Origin of the sequence: Burkholderia sp. D-99, from assembly GCF_011605345.1 — a bacterium.
Lineage (GTDB): Bacteria > Pseudomonadota > Gammaproteobacteria > Burkholderiales > Burkholderiaceae > Burkholderia.
Genome location: NZ_JAAOXM010000003.1, coordinates 552,073 through 570,072, shown reverse-complemented (window position 1 = coordinate 570,072; position 18,000 = coordinate 552,073). Strand labels below are relative to the sequence as shown.

Annotated in this window: 19 protein-coding genes and 4 tRNA genes; 10 read left to right on the top strand and 13 right to left on the bottom strand. The window is 66.3% G+C overall.

The genetic code is table 11. From position 1 onward, the window contains the following. Nucleotides 1–33: 33 nt before the first annotated feature. Nucleotides 34–1,413 (bottom strand): alpha,alpha-trehalose-phosphate synthase (UDP-forming), encoded by a 1,380-nt coding sequence (gene otsA, locus HAV18_RS16750; protein ID WP_166957679.1) that lies wholly within the window; start codon nt 1,411–1,413, stop codon nt 34–36. Then, a complete protein-coding gene (otsB, locus tag HAV18_RS16745) occupies nt 1,410–2,162 on the bottom strand; it encodes a trehalose-phosphatase (protein WP_166957677.1) in 753 nt (250 codons plus the stop codon). The genes otsA and otsB overlap by 4 nt, the downstream gene beginning before the upstream one ends. Before the next feature lie 282 nt (nt 2,163–2,444). Here otsB and HAV18_RS16740 point away from each other — a divergent pair, with 282 nt between their 5' ends. The 3 genes from HAV18_RS16740 to HAV18_RS16730 are packed head-to-tail and all read left to right on the top strand — an operon-like array spanning nt 2,445 to nt 4,421. After that, a complete protein-coding gene (locus HAV18_RS16740; protein WP_166957667.1) occupies nt 2,445–3,080 on the top strand; it encodes an SCO family protein in 636 nt (211 codons plus the stop codon). A 14-nt stretch (nt 3,081–3,094) separates the two neighbouring features. Then, nucleotides 3,095–3,541, top strand: coding sequence for a copper chaperone PCu(A)C (locus tag HAV18_RS16735; RefSeq protein ID WP_166957665.1), 447 nt, complete (start codon nt 3,095–3,097; stop codon nt 3,539–3,541). 10 nt (nt 3,542–3,551) lie between these two features. Continuing rightward, complete coding sequence (locus HAV18_RS16730) at nt 3,552–4,421, top strand: cytochrome c oxidase assembly protein (RefSeq protein WP_166957663.1); 870 nt, start codon at nt 3,552–3,554, stop codon at nt 4,419–4,421. A gap of 22 nt (nt 4,422–4,443) precedes the next feature. Here the strand turns inward: HAV18_RS16730 and HAV18_RS16725 are convergent, their stop codons facing one another. Both HAV18_RS16725 and HAV18_RS16720 read right to left on the bottom strand, forming a co-directional pair. After that, a complete protein-coding gene (locus HAV18_RS16725) occupies nt 4,444–4,929 on the bottom strand; it encodes a GNAT family N-acetyltransferase (protein WP_166957661.1) in 486 nt (161 codons plus the stop codon). Between the two features lie 128 nt (nt 4,930–5,057). After that, on the bottom strand, nt 5,058–5,930 hold the full coding sequence (locus tag HAV18_RS16720; protein WP_166957659.1) for a pirin family protein: 873 nt from the start codon (nt 5,928–5,930) through the stop codon (nt 5,058–5,060). 109 nt (nt 5,931–6,039) lie between these two features. Here HAV18_RS16720 and HAV18_RS16715 point away from each other — a divergent pair, with 109 nt between their 5' ends. Both HAV18_RS16715 and HAV18_RS16710 read left to right on the top strand, forming a co-directional pair. Further along, nucleotides 6,040–6,957 (top strand): LysR family transcriptional regulator, encoded by a 918-nt coding sequence (locus HAV18_RS16715; RefSeq protein WP_166957657.1) that lies wholly within the window; start codon nt 6,040–6,042, stop codon nt 6,955–6,957. 102 nt (nt 6,958–7,059) lie between these two features. Then, nucleotides 7,060–7,563, top strand: coding sequence for a GAF domain-containing protein (locus tag HAV18_RS16710; RefSeq protein ID WP_021163091.1), 504 nt, complete (start codon nt 7,060–7,062; stop codon nt 7,561–7,563). A 147-nt stretch (nt 7,564–7,710) separates the two neighbouring features. Here HAV18_RS16710 and map read toward each other — a convergent pair whose 3' ends face one another. Then, nucleotides 7,711–8,517, bottom strand: coding sequence for a type I methionyl aminopeptidase (gene map / locus HAV18_RS16705; RefSeq protein WP_166957655.1), 807 nt, complete (start codon nt 8,515–8,517; stop codon nt 7,711–7,713). After that, nucleotides 8,517–8,753: a ParD-like family protein gene (locus HAV18_RS16700; protein WP_046545260.1), complete on the bottom strand. Its 237-nt coding sequence runs from the start codon at nt 8,751–8,753 to the stop codon at nt 8,517–8,519. The genes map and HAV18_RS16700 overlap by 1 nt, the downstream gene beginning before the upstream one ends. Nucleotides 8,754–8,901: 148 nt before the next feature. Here HAV18_RS16700 and HAV18_RS16695 point away from each other — a divergent pair, with 148 nt between their 5' ends. Both HAV18_RS16695 and HAV18_RS16690 read left to right on the top strand, forming a co-directional pair. Beyond that, nucleotides 8,902–9,522, top strand: a complete 621-nt coding sequence (locus HAV18_RS16695; protein ID WP_166957653.1) for a helix-turn-helix domain-containing protein — start codon at nt 8,902–8,904, stop codon at nt 9,520–9,522. 58 nt (nt 9,523–9,580) lie between these two features. Then, nucleotides 9,581–10,129: a GNAT family N-acetyltransferase gene (locus tag HAV18_RS16690; protein WP_166957651.1), complete on the top strand. Its 549-nt coding sequence runs from the start codon at nt 9,581–9,583 to the stop codon at nt 10,127–10,129. A gap of 116 nt (nt 10,130–10,245) precedes the next feature. Here HAV18_RS16690 and HAV18_RS16685 read toward each other — a convergent pair whose 3' ends face one another. The 7 genes from HAV18_RS16685 to uvrC all read right to left on the bottom strand — a co-directional run bounded on the left by HAV18_RS16685 (nt 10,246) and on the right by uvrC (nt 14,240). Continuing rightward, complete coding sequence (locus tag HAV18_RS16685) at nt 10,246–10,689, bottom strand: GNAT family N-acetyltransferase (protein WP_166957649.1); 444 nt, start codon at nt 10,687–10,689, stop codon at nt 10,246–10,248. A gap of 171 nt (nt 10,690–10,860) precedes the next feature. Continuing rightward, nucleotides 10,861–10,934 (bottom strand) — tRNA-Cys (locus tag HAV18_RS16680). Between the two features lie 100 nt (nt 10,935–11,034). After that, nucleotides 11,035–11,110: transfer RNA gene (locus tag HAV18_RS16675), tRNA-Gly, on the bottom strand. 51 nt (nt 11,111–11,161) lie between these two features. Continuing rightward, a tRNA-Gly gene (locus HAV18_RS16670) sits at nt 11,162–11,237 on the bottom strand. Nucleotides 11,238–11,288: 51 nt separating this feature from the next. Then, a tRNA-Gly gene (locus HAV18_RS16665) sits at nt 11,289–11,364 on the bottom strand. A 149-nt stretch (nt 11,365–11,513) separates the two neighbouring features. Then, nucleotides 11,514–12,101 carry a CDP-diacylglycerol--glycerol-3-phosphate 3-phosphatidyltransferase gene (gene pgsA, locus HAV18_RS16660; RefSeq protein WP_166957647.1) on the bottom strand — a complete coding sequence of 196 codons (588 nt, stop codon included), beginning with the start codon at nt 12,099–12,101 and terminating at the stop codon, nt 11,514–11,516. A 90-nt stretch (nt 12,102–12,191) separates the two neighbouring features. Beyond that, a complete protein-coding gene (gene uvrC, locus HAV18_RS16655) occupies nt 12,192–14,240 on the bottom strand; it encodes an excinuclease ABC subunit UvrC (protein WP_166957645.1) in 2,049 nt (682 codons plus the stop codon). Nucleotides 14,241–14,316: 76 nt separating this feature from the next. Between uvrC and earP the strand changes: the two genes are divergently transcribed. From earP to HAV18_RS16640, 3 genes are all read left to right on the top strand, one after another. Then, entirely contained in the window at nt 14,317–15,510 is a 1,194-nt protein-coding gene (gene earP, locus HAV18_RS16650; RefSeq protein ID WP_166957643.1) for an elongation factor P maturation arginine rhamnosyltransferase EarP, read from the top strand. 128 nt (nt 15,511–15,638) lie between these two features. Continuing rightward, on the top strand, nt 15,639–16,196 hold the full coding sequence (gene efp / locus HAV18_RS16645) for an elongation factor P (protein WP_047900193.1): 558 nt from the start codon (nt 15,639–15,641) through the stop codon (nt 16,194–16,196). Nucleotides 16,197–16,465: 269 nt separating this feature from the next. Then, a complete protein-coding gene (locus HAV18_RS16640; protein ID WP_021159683.1) occupies nt 16,466–17,851 on the top strand; it encodes a sigma-54 dependent transcriptional regulator in 1,386 nt (461 codons plus the stop codon). Nucleotides 17,852–18,000 lie beyond the last annotated feature (149 nt).

The window sequence follows — 18,000 nt, the reverse complement described above, 5'->3', positions numbered from 1 at the left end:
GCGGCTTTTTTTCGTTGCGCGGTGAACTGCCGGTTACACGTGCTGCAGGTCGCGCAGGAAGTTGTCGCGCCACACCGACACGTTGTTCTCGCGAAGCTGCGCGATCATGTCCGTGTAACGTGCGCGCCGCTCGGCGAGCGGCATCGTCAGCGCCTGCGACAACGCATCGGCCATCCCGTCGATATCGATCGGATTGACGATCAGCGCACCCGTCAGCTCGCGCGCGGCGCCCGCGAAGCGCGACAGCACGAGCACGCCCGGATCGTCCGGATTCTGAGCGGATACGTACTCCTTCGCGACGAGGTTCATCCCGTCGCGCAGCGGCGTCACGTAGCCGACCCGCGCGAGCCGGTACAGCGCCGCGAGCAGCTGGCGATCGTACTGGCGATGGATATAGAGGATTGGCGCCCAGTCGAGCTCTGCGAAGCGTCCGTTGATGCGCCCCGACTCCCCTTCGAGCTGCAGGCGGATATCCTGGTACGCGCGCAGCTCCGCGCGGGTCGACGGTGCGATCTGCAGGAACGACACGCGATTGCGATGCGACGGCTCGTGCTCGAGCAGCTTCTCGAACGCGCGGAAGCGCTCGACGAGCCCCTTCGAGTAATCGAGCCGGTCGACGCTCATGATCAGCTTGCGGCCGCGCAGCGATGTCGCAAGCGTGCGCACCGCCTTGCCGTGCTCGCCGGCCTGCGCGAGCGACGCGATTTCGTCCGGATGCACGCCGATCGGATACGCGGACGCGCGCAGCGTCCGACCGAATGCGCGCACCGTCACCAGGTGGCCATCGCGCTCGATCACGCCGTCCGCTTCGGATTCGACGTAGTCGCAGAACGCGCGCAGGTCAGGTTCGGTCTGGAAACCTAGCAGGTCGAACGCACACAGCGACTCGACGAGATCGCGATGCGGCGGCACGTTGACGAGCACCTGCGCGGCGGGAAACGGAATGTGCAGGAAGAAGCCGATGCGGTTCTTCACGCCGGCCGCGCGCAGTGCGCGCGCGAACGGGATCAGGTGATAGTCGTGCACCCAGATCACGTCGTCGTCCTGCAGCAGCGGCACGAGCTGCTGGGCAAGCCACACGTTCACGCGGCTGTAGCCTTCGAACTCGTGACGGTCGTACTGGATCAGGTCGGTGCGGTAGTGAAACGCGGGCCACAGCGTCGCGTTCGAGAAGCCGCGGTAATACTGGTCGTAGTCGCGCCGCGACAGGCCGATGGTCGCGAACGTGACCGGCCCGTGCTCCTCGACGCGAATCTGCGGCGCGCCGGACGCGACGACCTCGCCGCTCCAGCCGAACCACATGCCGCCCGTCTCCTTCAGCGCATCGTAGACACCGATCGCGAGGCCGCCCGCCGCCGGTTCGCCTTCCGAAATCGGTGCGACGCGGTTTGAAACGATGATGAGGCGACTCATGCGTGCGGCTGCCCCGCACCGAGCCAGCGCGCGATCTGCTCGTGCAGCGCGTCGACGGAATCGAGCCGCATGCGGGCGGACGTCTCGCCCGCGCCGACCTTGATCGACAGGCCGCCGCGCGCATTGACCACCGCGAAGCCCTTCTCGTCGGTCAGGTCGTCGCCCGCGAACACCGGCACGCGGCCGGCAAACGGCGGCTCGTCGAGGAAGGCCGCCAGCGCGCGCCCCTTGTCGACGCCTTTAGGCTTGATCTCGAACACCATCTTGCCGGGCTGCAGCACATACGCATCGGCATAGTCGGCGACGAGGCGCTCGGTGGCTGCACGTGCAGCCGCCTCGCGCTCGGGCGCGTTGCGGTAGTGCAGCGCGACGGCCGCGCCCTTGATTTCAAGCAGCATGCCCGGATGACGGTCGACGACGGCCGCCAGCTCGCGCTCGATGCGCAGCAGGCGTTCGTCGTTGAAGCCGATGCGCTGCGTGTCGCCGTTCGCATCGCGGCGCTCTGCGCCGTGCAGGCCGGCGATCGGCAGGCCGGGCATCTTCAGGAACGTGTCGAGATTGTCGATGCCGCGCCCCGACACGATCGCGACCGCACCGTGCGAGCGGCGCTGCAGCTCGTCGAGCAGCGTCAGCAGCGACGGCGGAACGTGAATGCTGTCGGGCGTCGGCGCCAGCTCGACGAGCGTGCCGTCGAAGTCGAAGAAGAACGCGGTATCGGTCAGGGGCAGGGAAGCCGGAACGGATTGCATCGATTCGATAGTCTGAGGGTCGGCCGGCAAACGCCGCGCCGCCACTGCGCGAATGGAATTGTGCGCATCTTACCGCGCCTGCGCATCGAGATGGGCGAAACCGGCACATCGCCGGCCTCGCGCCGCCGATTGCGTCAACTGCGACATATTGCCCCGCTCGCCCGCCCCGTACGAGTTTCGAAAGGACGCGGGCGCGCGAATTGCGCTACAGTCGCAACCGCCTGCCGCGCGACGCATGGCATCGCGCCGGCCGGTCACCTTTCCGTTCGATCGAGCCCCAGGATGTCGTCTGCCCGCCCAGCGCCGCACCGGCGCTTCTCCCGCTTCATCCGCACGGCCGCGGCCCTCGCCGCCGCCGTGGCGCTCGCCGCGTGCACGCACGACGAGCCGCGCTGGAACCTGACCAACGTCACCGGCCACCTGCCCGACCTGTCGTTCACGCTGACGGGCGGCGACGGCCATCCCGTCGACGCCGATGCGTTCCACGGCCAGGTCGCGCTCGTCTACTTCGGCTACACGCACTGCCCCGATGTCTGCCCCGAAACGATGGCGCGGCTGATGGAAGTGCTGGCGAAGCTCGGCCCGCAGGCCAACGACGTGCGCATCCTGTTCGTCTCGGTCGACCCGGCGCGCGACACACCGCAGGCAATGCAATCGTATGTCGCCGCGTTCGACGCCGCGCACGCGCGCGGCCTGACCGGCACCGACCGCCAGATAGAATCGCTCGCGAAGCGCTATCGCGTCGCGTACCAGATGGAACAGCGCGACCCGTCCGGCGGCTACGAAGTCACGCACAGCTCGGCCGTCTACATCTTCGACGCGAGCGGCCGCGCCCGCCTGCTTGCGACCGACCGCGACTCGCCCGACGCCATCGCCGCCGATCTGCGCCGCATCATCGACACCGCCCCTACTACTTGAATTCATTTCACGACATGAAGACGAAGACGACACTCAAGACGCTCGCCCTCCTCGCCGCGCTGTGCGCCGGCGCCCACGCGTATGCCGCCGGCACGATCACCGCGCAGAACGCATGGGTGCGCTGGCTGCCGAACAAGCTGCCGGCCGGCGGCTACGTGACGCTCGTGAACACGGGCGACAAGCCGGTCGATCTCGTCGACGTCGACAGCCCCGACTATGGAATGGCGATGCTGCACCAGACCGTCTCGAACGGCTCGACGCAGAAGATGGAAATGGTCGACAAGCTGACGATCCCCGCTCGCGGCAAGGTCGACATCGCACCGGGCGGCTACCACTTCATGCTCGAGGAGCCGAAGCACGCGATCAAGCCGGGTGACACCGTGCACCTGCGCCTGAAATTCTCCGACGGCGAAACGGTCGATGCACCGTTCGCCGTGAAATCGCCGGCCCAGGCGAAGTGACACGCGCGCGATGAACCTCCTGTACTGGCTCGATCCGTGGGAACCGTCGCCGACCGTGGTGATCGCGGTGCTCACCGCTGCCGTGCTGTTCGCGCGCGGCGTGAAGAAGGCGAAGGTGTCGCCGCTGCGGCAGTTCTCGTTCTGGTTCGGGTTGACGGCGCTCTACATCGCACTGCATACGCGGCTCGACTATTTCTTCGAGCACGAGTTCTTCCTGCACCGCGCGCAGCACCTCGTGCTGCACCACCTCGGGCCGTTCTTCATCGCGTTGTCGTATCCGGGCGCGGCGATTCGCGCGGGTATCCCGTTCCGCTGGCGGCAGCGTTTCGTGCGCCCCGCACTCGCGTGGGCGCCCGTGCGCGCGACGCTCGACGTGGTGTTCCATCCCGTCGTCGCGGTCGTGCTGTTCGTCGGGCTGATCTATTTCTGGCTGCTGTCGCCGATCCACTTCATCGCGATGCTCGACTGGCGTCTCTATCGCGTGATGAACTGGAGCATGGTGATCGACGGGCTGCTGTTCTGGTGGCTCGTCGTCGATCCGCGCCCCGCGCCGCCTGCGCGGCTGTCGCCGGGCCGCCGGATCCTGATCGTCGTCGCGGCGATCCCGCCGCAGATCGCACTCGGCGCGCTGATCTTCTTCACGCCGCATGAGCTGTATCCGATCTATTCGATCTGCGGCCGCGCGTTCACGTGGCTGAGCCCGCTGCGCGACCAGCAGATCGGTGGCCTGCTGCTGTGGATTCCCGGCTCGATGATGAGCGTGATCGGCGCGCTGATCGCGCTGCGGCACTGGCTGCGGCTGTCCGCCCGCGGCCGCCTGATCGATGAACGGGCCGCGCAGCGCGCGGCTCGGCCGTCGGTGGCGAACGCCGCGCACTGACTGCTGCGCGGCGCGTCGCGCATTACGCGCGTGCGCTGCTCATCCACACGTGCGGGATGCCGTCCTCGTCGTGCACGTCCGAACTCGGCGTAAAGCCGAATGCCCCGTAAAAACGCTGCAAGTGGGCCTGCGCATGCAGGCTCACCGGCGTATCCGGCCACTGGGCGCGAATATGTTCGAGCGCGCGCGACAGCAGCCCGTTGCCGAGGCCCGCGCCGCGAAACGCGGCGGTCGTCAGCACGCGCCCGATGCGTACGTCAGTGTTCTGCGCATCGGGCAACAGCACGCGCAGATAGCCGGCGACGCGCCCTGCCGGATCGAATGCGGCCAGGTGCCATGCGGCCTGGTCCGCGTCGTCGATGTCGCGATACACGCAGTTCTGCTCGACGACGAACACGGCGCTGCGGGCTTCGAGGATCGAATAGACTTCGCGCGCCGTCAGCGCGTCGAAGGATTTCCAGCGCCAGTCGAGATCGGCGGCGCTCGGGGATACGGCGGATGCGTTCATGGTCGGTCCTGATTCGGGCGCGCCGGCCGGCGCGCGGGCAATCGCCGATTATGCCCCGAAGCGCACTCGCCGCGCGACCGGTTGCCCGTGCGCGCAAAAAAAGCCCCGCATTGCGCGGGGCTTGTCCATCATGCCGGCATCTGGCCGAAGCGGCCGCTGTTGAAGTCCTCGATCGCGGTGCGAATCTCCGCTTGCGAGTTCATCACGAACGGCCCGTAACCGACGACGGGCTCGTCGATCGGTTCGCCGCTCAGGATCAGCAGCTTCGCGTCGCCGTTCGCTTCGATCTCGACGTCGCTGCCGTCGCGACCGAGCTGCACGAACTGCGCTTCGCGGGCGACCGTCTCGCCGTTCACCTGCACGGTACCGCTCAGCATGACCACCGCGAGCGTGCGCCCTTCGGCGACCGGGAACCGCGCATGGCCGCCAGCCACGAGCCGCACGTCCCACACATCGATCGGCGTATGCGTGCGGGCCGGGCCGCGCCGCCCGTCGAGCTCACCCGCGATGATCCGCGCACTGCCCGCGCCGTCCGGCAACTCGACCACGGGGATGTCGGCGTTCAGCAGCGTCTGGTAGCCGGGCGCCCCCATCTTGTCCTTGGCGGGCAGGTTCACCCACAGCTGCACCATCTCGAGCGGGCCGCCACGCTTCGTGAACCCTTCCGAGTGGAATTCCTCGTGCAGGATCCCGCTCGCGGCCGTCATCCACTGCACGTCACCCGGGCCGATCACGCCGCCCGCGCCGGTCGAATCGCGGTGCGCGACCTCGCCGTCATAGACGATCGTCACCGTCTCGAACCCGCGGTGCGGATGCTGGCCGACACCGCGCGGCGCCGAAGCCGAGCCCGGCTCGAACGTGGCCGGGCCGGCGTAGTCGAGCAGCAGGAACGGGCTCAGGTGCGTGCCGTGAGACTGGTAGCTGAACATCGAACGCACCGGGAAACCGTCACCGACCCAATGGCCGCGCGGCGCACTGTACACACCCTGGATCTTCTTCATTGCCTTCTCCGAATTGCGGCGAAACACGTGTTTCGCATCCTGAACAGGAATATAGAGGTGGAACGATCGATCCGGTAGACTGCCAAAATCGCACTCAGCGTTCCATTTCATGAACGATAAAGCGCGGGATCTGAACGATCTCTATTACTTCGTGCAGGTCGTCGAACATGGCGGCTTCGCCCCGGCCGGGCGTGCGCTGGACATGCCGAAATCGAAGCTGAGCCGCCGCATCGCACTGCTCGAGGCGCGGCTCGGGATGCGGCTGATCCAGCGCTCGACGCGCCGCTTCACCGTCACCGACGTCGGCCAGACCTATTATGCGCATTGCCGCGCGATGCTCATCGAGGCCGATGCGGCCGACGAGGCGATCGCGGTGCTGCACGAGGAGCCACGCGGCATCGTGCGCGTCAGCTGCCCAATCGTGCTGCTCGATTCGCTGGTCGGCGCGATGATCGCCGCGTTCATGGTCGCGTGCCCGCGCGTCGAGATTCATCTGGAGGCGACCAACCGGCGCGTCGACGTGGTCGGCGAAGGAATCGACGTCGCGATCCGCGTACGCCCGCCGCCGCTCGAAGACAGCGATCTCGCGCTGCGCGTGCTGGCCGAGCGCGGCCAGTGCCTCGTCGCGAGCCCCGCGCTGCTGCGCGAGCATGGCGCACCGGCCGTTCCCGCCGATCTCGCACGCCTGCCGAGCCTCGATCACGGCGTCCCGCAGTCCACGCACGTGTGGCGGCTGCGCGGGCCCGACGGCGCTCACGCGGAAATCCATCACCAGCCGCGCTTCGTGACCGGCGGCATGCTCGCGTTGCGCGCGGCGGCCGTCGCAGGCGTCGGCATCGTCCAGCTGCCGACGATGATGGTGCGCGACGAGGTCGCGCGCGGCGAGCTGGCGACTGTATTGCCCGACTGGGCGCCGCGCCGCGAGATCGTGCATGCGGTGTTCGCGTCGCGCCGCGGGTTGCTGCCTGCGGTGCGCGCGCTGCTCGATTTTCTCGCCAAGCGGTTTGCCGAACTCGAACCCGACTGAGCGCGCCGCGTCACCCGTAACCGGGCGCTGCAAACCGTGCACGCGTGCCGTAGACTGCGGTACGCGCATCGCGCACTCCACAACCCCGATCGCTTTCCCGCCATGTTCACGCTGTCCAACGACCCCAACGCCTCCAAGGCAGATCAATACGCGACGCTCGTCGAGCAAGCACGTGCGCTCGTCGAATCCGAACGCGACCTGACCGCGAACGCGGCCAACTTCGCCGCGCTCGTCTACCACTCGCTCGACCGTCTCAACTGGGCCGGCTTCTACTTCTTCGACGGGACGGAACTCGTGGTCGGGCCGTTCCAGGGCAAGCCCGCCTGCGTGCGGATCGCGCTCGGCAAGGGCGTGTGCGGCACGGCTGCGCAGACGCGCGAGACGCAGGTCGTGCGCGACGTGCATGACTTCCCCGGCCATATCGCGTGCGACGCCGCATCGGAATCGGAAATCGTCGTGCCGCTGGTGGCCGGCGACGGCACGCTGATCGGCGTGTGGGACGTCGACAGCCCGGTTGCGGCACGCTTCGACGAAGAAGACCGCCAGGGGATGGAAGCGCTGTGCCGCGTATTCGTCGAATCCGCATGGCAGAAGGCGCGCGGTTGAGCGGCGGCTAAGCCGCGTTCATCCACCGCGCAGCAGGTCGCCGCGTTCGCGCGTGAATCGCGCCGCGTGACCTCAAACGAAACGGGCCCCGCAAAGGGGCCCGTTCCACTGTGCCGGTGCACCGCCCTTCGCGGCGCACGGCGGGCGTCAGGCGACGTGCGTGCCGGACAGCGCCGGAAACGCCTGCGGCTTCGCATCCTCGGTCAGCACCTCGAAGCCCGTTTCCGTCACCACGACCATGTGTTCCCATTGCGCCGACAGCGAATGGTCCTTCGTGACGACCGTCCAGCCGTCGGCCAGCATGCGCGTGTCGCGCTTGCCTGCGTTGAGCATCGGCTCGATCGTGAAGATCATCCCCGGCCGCAGCGGCACGCCGGTACCCGGGCGGCCGTAGTGAAGCACCTGCGGCTCGTCGTGATAGACGTCGCCGATGCCGTGGCCGCAATACTCGCGAACCACGCTGAATCCTTCGCGATGCGCGACCTGCTGGATCGCGTAGCCGACGTCGCCGAGCGTGGCGCCCGGACGCACCGCGCGGATGCCCGCGTGCATCGCCTCATAGGTCGTCGCGACGAGGCGCCGCGCGAGCTCGTTCGGTTCGCCGACGAAATACATGCGACTCGTATCGCCAAACCAGCCGTCCTTGATCACCGCGATGTCGAGGTTCACGATATCGCCGTCGCGCAACGGCCGCGACGTCGGGATGCCGTGACACACCACGTGGTTGACCGACGTGCACAGCGTCTTCGGATAACCGTGGTAGCCGATGTTCGCCGGGATCGCGTCGAGCACGTCGACGATGTATTCGCGGCAGCGTGCGTCCAGTTCGTCGGTGGAGACGCCCGGCTTCACGTGCTCGGCAATCATCGCCAGCACCTGCGACGCCAGCTTCGCGGCTTCGCGCGACTTGGCGATTTCCGCATTGCCGCGGATCGGGATTTCTCGCTTCGCCATTACGCCACCTGCTCGATGCCGTGTTCGACCGGTTCCGCCGGCCCCGCCTCACCGCCCCGCGCTTCGGCCTCGATCAGCATCCGGCAGATGTCACCGTAGGACAGCGCCGGATTGAGTTCCGCCAGCATCCCGACGCGCAGCCAGTGTTCGGCCTGCGCGTTGATCGAGCGGCTCAGCGCCGTGCTGGTCGAGCGCAGTCGCTCGTGCATGTGCTCGGAAATCTTGATGATGCCCATATATCCCCAATTAAACGAAACGTAGTCGGTTCGTATATTACGCTGCGCTCGGCTGGCGGGCAAGTCATGCGGATTCCGTCGAGCCATCGGTCGGCCGCCGTCAATGGCGTTGACATCGAATTCCAGTTTGCTGGAAAATAAATCCATCATGAGAGAATCCGTCACCGCCGTTGCCGACGACACCGGCATCAATGAACGCATCGCCCGGCGCGTACGCGACCTGCGCACCGTGCGAGGCTACACGCTCGATGCGCTGGCTGCGCGCTCCGGCGTCAGCCGTTCGATGATCTCGCTCATCGAACGCGCGTCGGCCAGCCCGACGGCCGTCGTGCTGGACAAGCTCGCGGCCGGGCTCGGCGTGTCGCTGGCCGGGCTGTTCGGCGGCGACCAGGACGACACCCCCGCGCAGCCGCTGGCACGCCGCGCGCAGCAGGCCGAATGGCGGGATCCGGCGTCCGGCTATGTGCGCCGCAACCTCTCCCCGGCTGGCTGGCCGTCACCGATCCAGCTCGTCGAGGTGGATTTCCCGCCCGGCGCACGCGTCGCGTACGACAGTGGCGGGCGCGAAAGCGCGCTGCATCAACAGGTGTGGATCATCAGCGGGCGCGTCGACGTCACGTTCGGCGAAGCGCTTCACGAACTTCACGCAGGCGACTGCCTGGCCATGCGGCTCGACCAGCCGCTGATTTTCAGCAATCCGTCGCCGCATGCCGCGCGCTATGTCGTCGTGATCTGCGATGCGTCCGCCGCCGGCGCGCGCAACCTCTGACGAACGCGTCGTCGCAGCAGCCGTGCGCGCGACCTACTTACTGCCCACAGGAGTCCGTATGAATTCCCCGAAACAGCGCGACGACGTGCGCCTGATCGATTGCAGCGAAGCCGAGCATGCGCCGGCCATCCTCGAGATCCTGAACGACGCGATCGCGAACTCGACCGCGCTGTACGACTACAAGCCGCGCCCGCCGGAAGCGATGGTCGCGTGGTTCGCGGCGAAACGCGCAGGCGGCTTCCCGGTCATCGGCGCGGTCGACGCGTCGGGCACGCTGCTCGGCTTCGCGAGCTGGGGCACGTTCCGCGCGTTTCCCGCCTTCAAGTACACGGTCGAACACAGCGTGTACGTGCATCGCGACCAGCGCGGCCGCGGGCTTGGCGAGGTGCTGCTGCGCGAAGTCGTCCGGCGCGCACGGGAGGCGGAAGTACACGTGCTGGTCGGCTGCATCGATGCGACCAATGCGGGGAGCATCGCCCTGCATACGAAACTGGGATTCGTGCACTCGGGCACGATCAAGGAAGCGGGCTTCAAGTTCGGCCGCTGGCTCGATGCGGCGTTCTATCAGTTGACGCTCGAGACGCCGGCGCAGCCGGTGGACGGCTGAGCGGATGTCGCGACGAACGAGCGGCATCGCGCAGCCGGAGTTCGTTCGAGCATCTCGCTCGATCTGCCGAAAATCAAAAAGCCCGCTCGCAGCGGGCTTTTGTTTTCGTACGCGCGCTACGGACGCATTTTCCTGGAGAGCCGCTGCCCGTCGCGCACGAAACCGTGATGTGCATAAAAGCGGTGGGCGTCCGGACGGTGATCACCACTCGTTACCTCCAGCTTCACACATCGGCCGCTCTCGAACCAGCGTTCGGCGGCCGCCATCAGCGCGCCACCGATTCCGCATCCCCGGTGACGCTCGTCAACGACCATGCTCGTGATGCGCCCGAGATTTCCGGCTGCATGAAAGAGCGGAAGGATGTGCAGGCTGATACTGCCGACAACCTCGCCATCCAACGTTGCGACGCAAACCCGGTCATCCGGCTTGCCGGCCAGCGAAAGCAATTTTTCATGGATCAGCGCGGGCGTTGCGTCATATCCGAGCTGGCGCAGCAACCCCGCGATTGCAGTGCAATCGGAGAGCCGCGCCTCCCTCGTTTCGGGCGCCGGGGTGTTCAATCCGCTTCACCTGGTTTATCCATCGATAACCTCGACGTCTCGCGCAGGACTCGAACGCCTGCCGATCGCGTCATGCTACCGCAACCGCCCCGCCCGCCTCACGAGCCGCCTCCGCAACGGACGCGAAAAAAAAAAAAAGCCCCGCCGAAGCGGGGCTTTTCTCTTCCTACCTGGAGGCGCGAGCCGGAGTCGAACCGGCCTAAACGGCTTTGCAGGCCGCTGCATAACCGCTTTGCTATCGCGCCAAAAGCGGACTGTCCGGATGCCGTGAGGCAAGCGACAGATTCTTTATTCGAGGACCGGAAGTCCATCAAATAAAAAGGGAAGCTTGGCTTCCCCATTACTTGGAGCGGGAGACGAGTCTCGAACTCGCGACCTCAACCTTGGCAAGGTTGCGCTCTACCAACTGAGCTACTCCCGCATTGTCCTGCATCTGCAGCGCTTCGCCGACCAACACGCTGCCAAAAAAATCTGGAGCGGGAGACGAGTCTCGAACTCGCGACCTCAACCTTGGCAAGGTTGCGCTCTACCAACTGAGCTACTCCCGCATTGTCCTGCATCTGCAGCGCTTTGCCGACCAACACGCTGCCAGAAAAATCTGGAGCGGGAGACGAGTCTCGAACTCGCGACCTCAACCTTGGCAAGGTTGCGCTCTACCAACTGAGCTACTCCCGCATATTGCTGCGTTACTGCTTGCTTCCCCGTCACACACTTACTTCGTCGTGCAGCGGAGAAGCGAGATTATGTCGAAGGCACATTCGTGTGTCAAGGGCTTTTCCAGCCCTTTTTCCAAAAAACCCGCTCGACCGGACACGTGACATGCATCACGCGCCGCCGCGCTCGCGAATTTGCGGCCATGCGAGCTTCATGTAGTACAGCATCGACCAGATCGTCAGCACCGCCGCGAGATACATCAACCACTGGCCCCACACGCGCGTGTCGATCGTGACGACGCCGAGCGGCAGCGGTCCGTAGAACAGCAGCATCGGAATCGCGATCATCTGGCATGCGGTCTTGAACTTGCCGAGCTGGTTCACCGCGACGCTCTTCGACGCGCCGATCTGTGCCATCCACTCGCGCAGCGCCGAAATCGCGATCTCGCGGCCGACGATCACGAGTGCGATCGCCGCGTCGACTCGCGAAATCTGCACGAGGATCAGCAGCGCGGCCGTCACCATCAGCTTGTCCGCCACCGGATCGAGAAACGCGCCGAACGACGACGTCTGGTTCCACTTGCGTGCGAGATAACCGTCGAACCAGTCGGTCAGCGCCGCGAGTATGAAGATCGCCGCCGCCGCGAGATTGCGGTGCGCGCCGCCCATCACCGTGTCCGGCAGATAGAACACGCCGACGACGAGCGGGATCAGCACGATCCGTACCCACGTCAGGAAAATCGGGAAATTGAACGGCATGGCATGCGGGACAGTAAAGGATTCGCAATTGTGCCGTGTCGACCGGCCTGCCACAAGAACGCTGGCGAGGCAGCCGGCCGCACGGCCGCGTCAGTGAAGCTGCTTGTAGATCTGCTCGGCGAGCGCATGCGAGATGCCCTCGACGCTCGCGAGTTCCTCGACGCTCGCGGCAACGACGCCGCGCAGCCCGCCGAATCGCGCGAGCAGCCGCTGCCGGCGCTTCGCGCCAACGCCCTCGAGCTCCTCGAGCCGCGACGTCTGGCGTGCCTTCGCCCGCTTCGCGCGCATGCCCGTGATCGCGAAGCGGTGCGCCTCGTCGCGGATCTGCGCGACGAGCATCAACGCGGCGCTCTCCTTGCCGAGTTCGAGCGGCGTGCGGCCGTCCGCGAACACGAGCGTCTCGAGGCCGACCTTGCGCCCCTCGCCCTTCGCGACGCCGACCAGCATCGACGTGTCGAGCCCCAGCTCGGTGAACACCTGGCGCGCGATTTCGACCTGACCCTTGCCGCCGTCGATCAGCACGATGTTCGGCAACAGGCTCGACGCCTCGGCCTGGCGCGTCGACTCGCCGTCGATACCGGCCGCATCGTCGGCTGCCGCCACCTGCGCCGCCTGCTCGACCATCTTCTCGTAGCGGCGCGTGAGCACCTGCCGCATCGCCGCATAGTCGTCGCCCGGCGTAATCCCGGTGATGTTGTAGCGACGGTATTCGCCCGACTGCATCTTGTGATGGTGGTAGACCACGCATGACGCCTGTGTCGCCTCGCCCATCGTATGACTGATGTCGAAGCACTCGATCCGCAGCGTCGCGAGATCGTCGCATTCGTAGCTGAGCGTTTCGGCCAGCGCACGCGTGCGCGCCTGCTGCGAGCCCTGCTCGGACAGCAGCCGCATGAGCGCGATCTGCGCGTTCTGTTCTGCCATCGAGAGCCACGCACGCCGCTGCCCCTGCGGCTGCCGCACCAGCGACACCTTGTGGCCGGCCTGCTCGGACAGCAGCTCGAGCAGGTCGCGGCTCGCGGGCGCATGGCTCACGACGAGTACGGGCGGCACGCGATTGCCGAGATAGTGCTGCGCGATGAACGCATCGAGTACCTCGGCCTCGACCGACGCCACCGCGTCGCCGCGCGCGCGGCCGGTTTCTTCCACCGGCAGGTCGGGCAATGCGCCGGCGTCGGCGGTCGCGTCGACCGCATCGGCCGCCTCCGCCGGCTCGGACTCGTCGCCGAGACCGCCCTCGGCGAGGGTCAGCGCGCTTTCGACGTGCGTCGGGAAATACGCCTTGTCGCCGAGATGCCGGCCGCCGCGCACCATCGCGAGGTTCACGCACACGCGCCCGCCCTGCGCGACGACTGCGAGGATGTCGACGTCGCTGTCGCTGCCGACCTCGATCGCCTGCTGGTGCAGCACCGTCGCGAGCGAGCTCATCTGGTTGCGCACGGCCGCCGCCTGCTCGAATTTCAGCTCGGCCGCGAACGCGTGCATCTTCTGCTCGAGCTCCTTCATCACTTCGGACTGCCGGCCGAGCAGGAACCGCGCGGCGTTCGACACGTCGATCGCGTAATCCTCGTCGGAGATCGCACCGACGCACGGCGCCGTGCAGCGCCCGATCTGGTGCAGCAGGCACGGCCGCGTGCGGTTGCTGAACACCGAATCCTCGCAGGTGCGCAACTGGAACACGCGCTGCAGGATCTGGATGCTCTCGCGCACGGCCCAGGCGCTCGGGAACGGCCCGAAATACTGGTTCTGCTTGTCGACCGAGCCGCGGTAGTAGGCCATCCGCGGAAACCGGTGCGCAGTGAGCTTCAGGTACGGATACGACTTGTCGTCGCGAAACAGGATGTTGTAGCGCGGCGCGAGCGCCTTGATCAGGTTGTTCTCGAGCAGCAGCGCCTCGGCCTCCGAACGCGTGACGGTCGTCTCGATGCGCGCGATGCGCGTGACCATCATCGCGATGCGCGGCGACAGCTGCGTCTTCGTGAAATAGCTCGATACACGCTTCTTCAGGTCGCGCGCCTTGCCGACGTAGAGCACGGCGCCCGCCGTGTCGTAATAGCGATAGACGCCCGGCATGTGCGGCAGTTGCGCAAGGATCTTCTTCGGTTCGAACGGGGTATCGGAGGCTTCAGGGGATGTCATGCGTGATCCGGGCGCCTTGTAACGCAGAACGGGTCTATTAGAATCGCCAGTTTAGAGCATTCACCGGCCCGCTTCGATGCCACGCACCACCACTGCCCCCCTGCCCGCCGCGCCGCTCGCGCCGGGCGAACCGATCGCCTGCGACCTCTTCTGTACGGTGATCGACAATTTCGGCGACATCGGCGTGTGCTGGCGCCTCGCGCGCCAGCTCGCACACGAGCACGGCTGGCAGGTTCGCCTGTTCGTCGACGACCTGCGCACGTTCGCGCGCCTGCTGCCCGGGGTCGATCCCGACGCAGGGCGGCAGACGATCGACGCAATCGTGGTCGAGCACTGGCATGCGGAAGTCGGCGACTCACTGGAAATCGCCGATGTCGTGATCGAAGCGTTCGCGTGCGAACTGCCCGGCGCGTATCTCGCGGCGATGGCGCGCCGCGCGCGCCGCCCCGTGTGGATCAACCTCGAATACCTGAGCGCCGAGGACTGGGTCGCGGATTTCCATCTGCGCCCGTCGCAGCATCCTCGCTACCCGCTGCTGAAGACCTTCTTCTTCCCCGGCCTGTCGGCCGGCACCGGCGGCGTCCTGAAGGAGCATGACCTCGATTCGCGCCGCATGGCCTTCGAAGCCGACGCGGCGGCACGCGACGCATGGTGGCGGCGCACGACCGGCGGCGCGCCGCCGGCCGCCGGCACGACGGTCGTCAGCCTGTTCGCGTACGAGAATCCGGCCGTCGACGCGCTGCTCGCGCAGTGGCGCGACGGACCGTCGCCGGTCGTCGCACTCGTGCCGGCCGGCCGCGTGTCGCCTGCCGTCGCGCGTTTTTTGGGGGTCGAGTCACTCGGCGCGGGCGCGCATGCGCGCAGCGGCAACCTGACGGCTCACGGGCTCGCGTTCGTCCCCCAGGCTGACTACGATCCGTTGCTGTGGGTGGCCGACATCAATTTCGTGCGCGGCGAGGATTCCTTCGTCCGGGCGCAGTGGGCACGCAAGCCGTTCGTGTGGCACATCTACCCGCAGGCCGACGACGTGCACCTGCCAAAACTCGACGCCGCGCTCGCGCACCTGTCGGCCGGCCTCGCCGACGCGCCGCGCGCGGCGCTCGAGCGGTTCTGGCATGCATGGAACGGCGCCGGCACGCCCGACTGGGCCGATTTCTGGCAGCACCGCGCCGCACTGGACGCCAACGCGGCCCGCTGGGCCGATACGCTCACGGCCGTCGGCGATCTCGCGGGAAAGCTGGCGGAATGCGCAAAATCTCAGTTAAAATAAGCGGTTATCCGACGGCCGACCACGCAAGCGCTTGCTTTTGGCGCCCACCGGAACGCGTCTGCTTGGCGCCTCACCCGTTGTGCAACGCTCAGGCACCTATTTATTTGATTTGATCAGGACAGTTTTTTATGAAAACCGCACAGGAACTCCGCGTAGGCAACGTCGTGCAGATCGGCAGCGACGCATGGGTCATCGCCAAGGCTGAATACAACAAGTCGGGCCGTAACTCCGCCGTCGTCAAGATGAAGATGAAGAACCTGCTGACGAATGCAGGCCAGGAATCGGTCTACAAGGCAGACGACAAGTTCGACGTCGTCGTGCTCGACCGCAAGGAAGTGACGTATTCGTACTTCGCCGATCCGATGTACGTGTTCATGGACGCCGACTACAACCAGTACGAAGTCGAAGCCGAAATGATGGGCGAAGCGCTGAACTACCTCGAAGACGGCATGGCTTGCGAAGTCGTGTTCTACAACGAGAAGGCGATCTCGGTCGACCTGCCGACGGTCCTCGTTCGCGAGATCACCTACACGGAACCGGCCGTCAAGGGCGACACGTCGTCGGGCAAGGTGCTGAAGAACGCCAAGCTCGCAACGGGCTTCGAATTGCAAGTGCCGCTGTTCTGCAACACCGGCGACAAGATCGAAATCGATACGCGTACGAACGAATACCGCAGCCGCGCGTAATCGCGAACGATGCCCGCATCGAACAAAGCGCCCTTCGGGGCGCTTTTTGTTTGTCCGGCGCCAACAAGCGAGCGCGGAGCAGTCTCATATAGAGCACAAAATCCACCGGTAAAGATATTCAATTTGTATCATCGGTAACTGTTTTATAGCGCCGGAGAAATAATGCTCGTTACGCGTTCAGCGGGGCATAAAATCAGTTTTTAATCTGACATGCGGCTGCGGCCCTGATGACCGACAGCCCGCCTCTCTTGACTCGACTCGCGTCTACCATGCCACACGCCCTGATTGTCGAAGACGATCCCAACAGTCTGTCCGGCCTCACCGCGCTGCTCGCCGCGGACGGCTTCTCGGTCGACACGGCCACGTCGCTCGCCGAAGCGCGCACGGCGCTCGGCCGCTCGATTCCCGATGTCGTGCTCGTCGACCTGAACCTGCCGGACGGCAGCGGGTTCGACCTGCTCCAGCACCTGCCGCAGCAACAGCCGAACGGCTCGCTGCCCGTCATCGTGCTGACGGGCAATGCGACGGTCGAGAGCGCCATCGAGGGCCTGCGTCACGGTATCTGGGACTACCTGCTGAAGCCGATCAACATTCCGCGCCTGCGCAGCCTGCTCGCGCGGATCCCCCGTCCTTACGAACTGATCGACGAAGTGCAGTCGTTGCGTGCATCGCTGCGCCATCTCGGCCGCTTCGGCGCGCTGGTCGGCCGCAGCGACGCGATGCAGCACGTGTACGACATGATCGAGCACAACGCACGCACCGAGACGGCCGTCCTGTTCTCGGGCGAAGCCGGTACCGGCAAGAAACTGGCCGCGCGTACGCTGCACGACCTGAGCCGGCGCCGCAAGGGGCCGTTCGTGTCGTTCGACTGCCGGACGATCGCGCATGCCGGCCGGCACGGCGCATCGCTCGACAGCGTGCTGTTCGGCCATGAGCGCGGCGCATTCGACGGCGCCGAGCGCCGCGAATCGGGCCTGTTCGAGCAGGCCGGCGGCGGTACGCTGTTCCTCGACGAAATCACCGCGCTGCCGCTCGTGCTGCAGGAAGCGCTGCTGCATGCGCTCGATTCGCAGAACTTCATGCGGATCGGCGGCACGAGCTCGATCACGAGCGATTTCCGGCTGATCGCGACCACGCGCCGCCCGGCGCGCGAAGCGGTTGCGAACGGCACGCTGCGCGAGGATCTGTGGTTGCGCCTCGATGCGGCGTCGATCACGATGCCGCCGCTGCGCGAGCGCGACGGCGACGCACTCGCGATTGGCGACGCGCTGATCGACGAGCTGAACCGCGAAGCGCGCGCAACCGGCCGCAGCACGACCGACAAGCGCGCGGCGCCGGGCTTCGTGCGCGAATGCCTGTCCTACGAATGGCCGGGCAACGTGCGCGAGCTGCAGGAGCGCGTGCGCTTCGCATACGACGCATCGGGCGATTTCATCGAGACGCTGCGCGCGGGCGAGCCGAGCTTCTCGGCCGGCGCCGCGCTGAACGGCAGCAGCGTGCAGATCAAGGTCGGCACGCCACTGTCGGACGTCGAGGATCTGCTGATTCGCGCGACGCTCGACGCGGTCGGCGGCACGCGCCACCGCGCGGCAACACTGCTCGGCATCAGCCCGAAGACGCTGTACAACAAGCTCCAGCGGATGAAGGTGAACTGAGCAGGCAGCGATGCTTTCAGGCACTGACGGAATCAGACCGTTAGTTGCACCAAAAGAACCACGGTACCGGCCCGCTTGACGCCTGATACTGCCCGGTTCGCGCCTGCCGTCACCCATGAAAAAGCCGCGCTATTGCGCGGCTTTTTGTT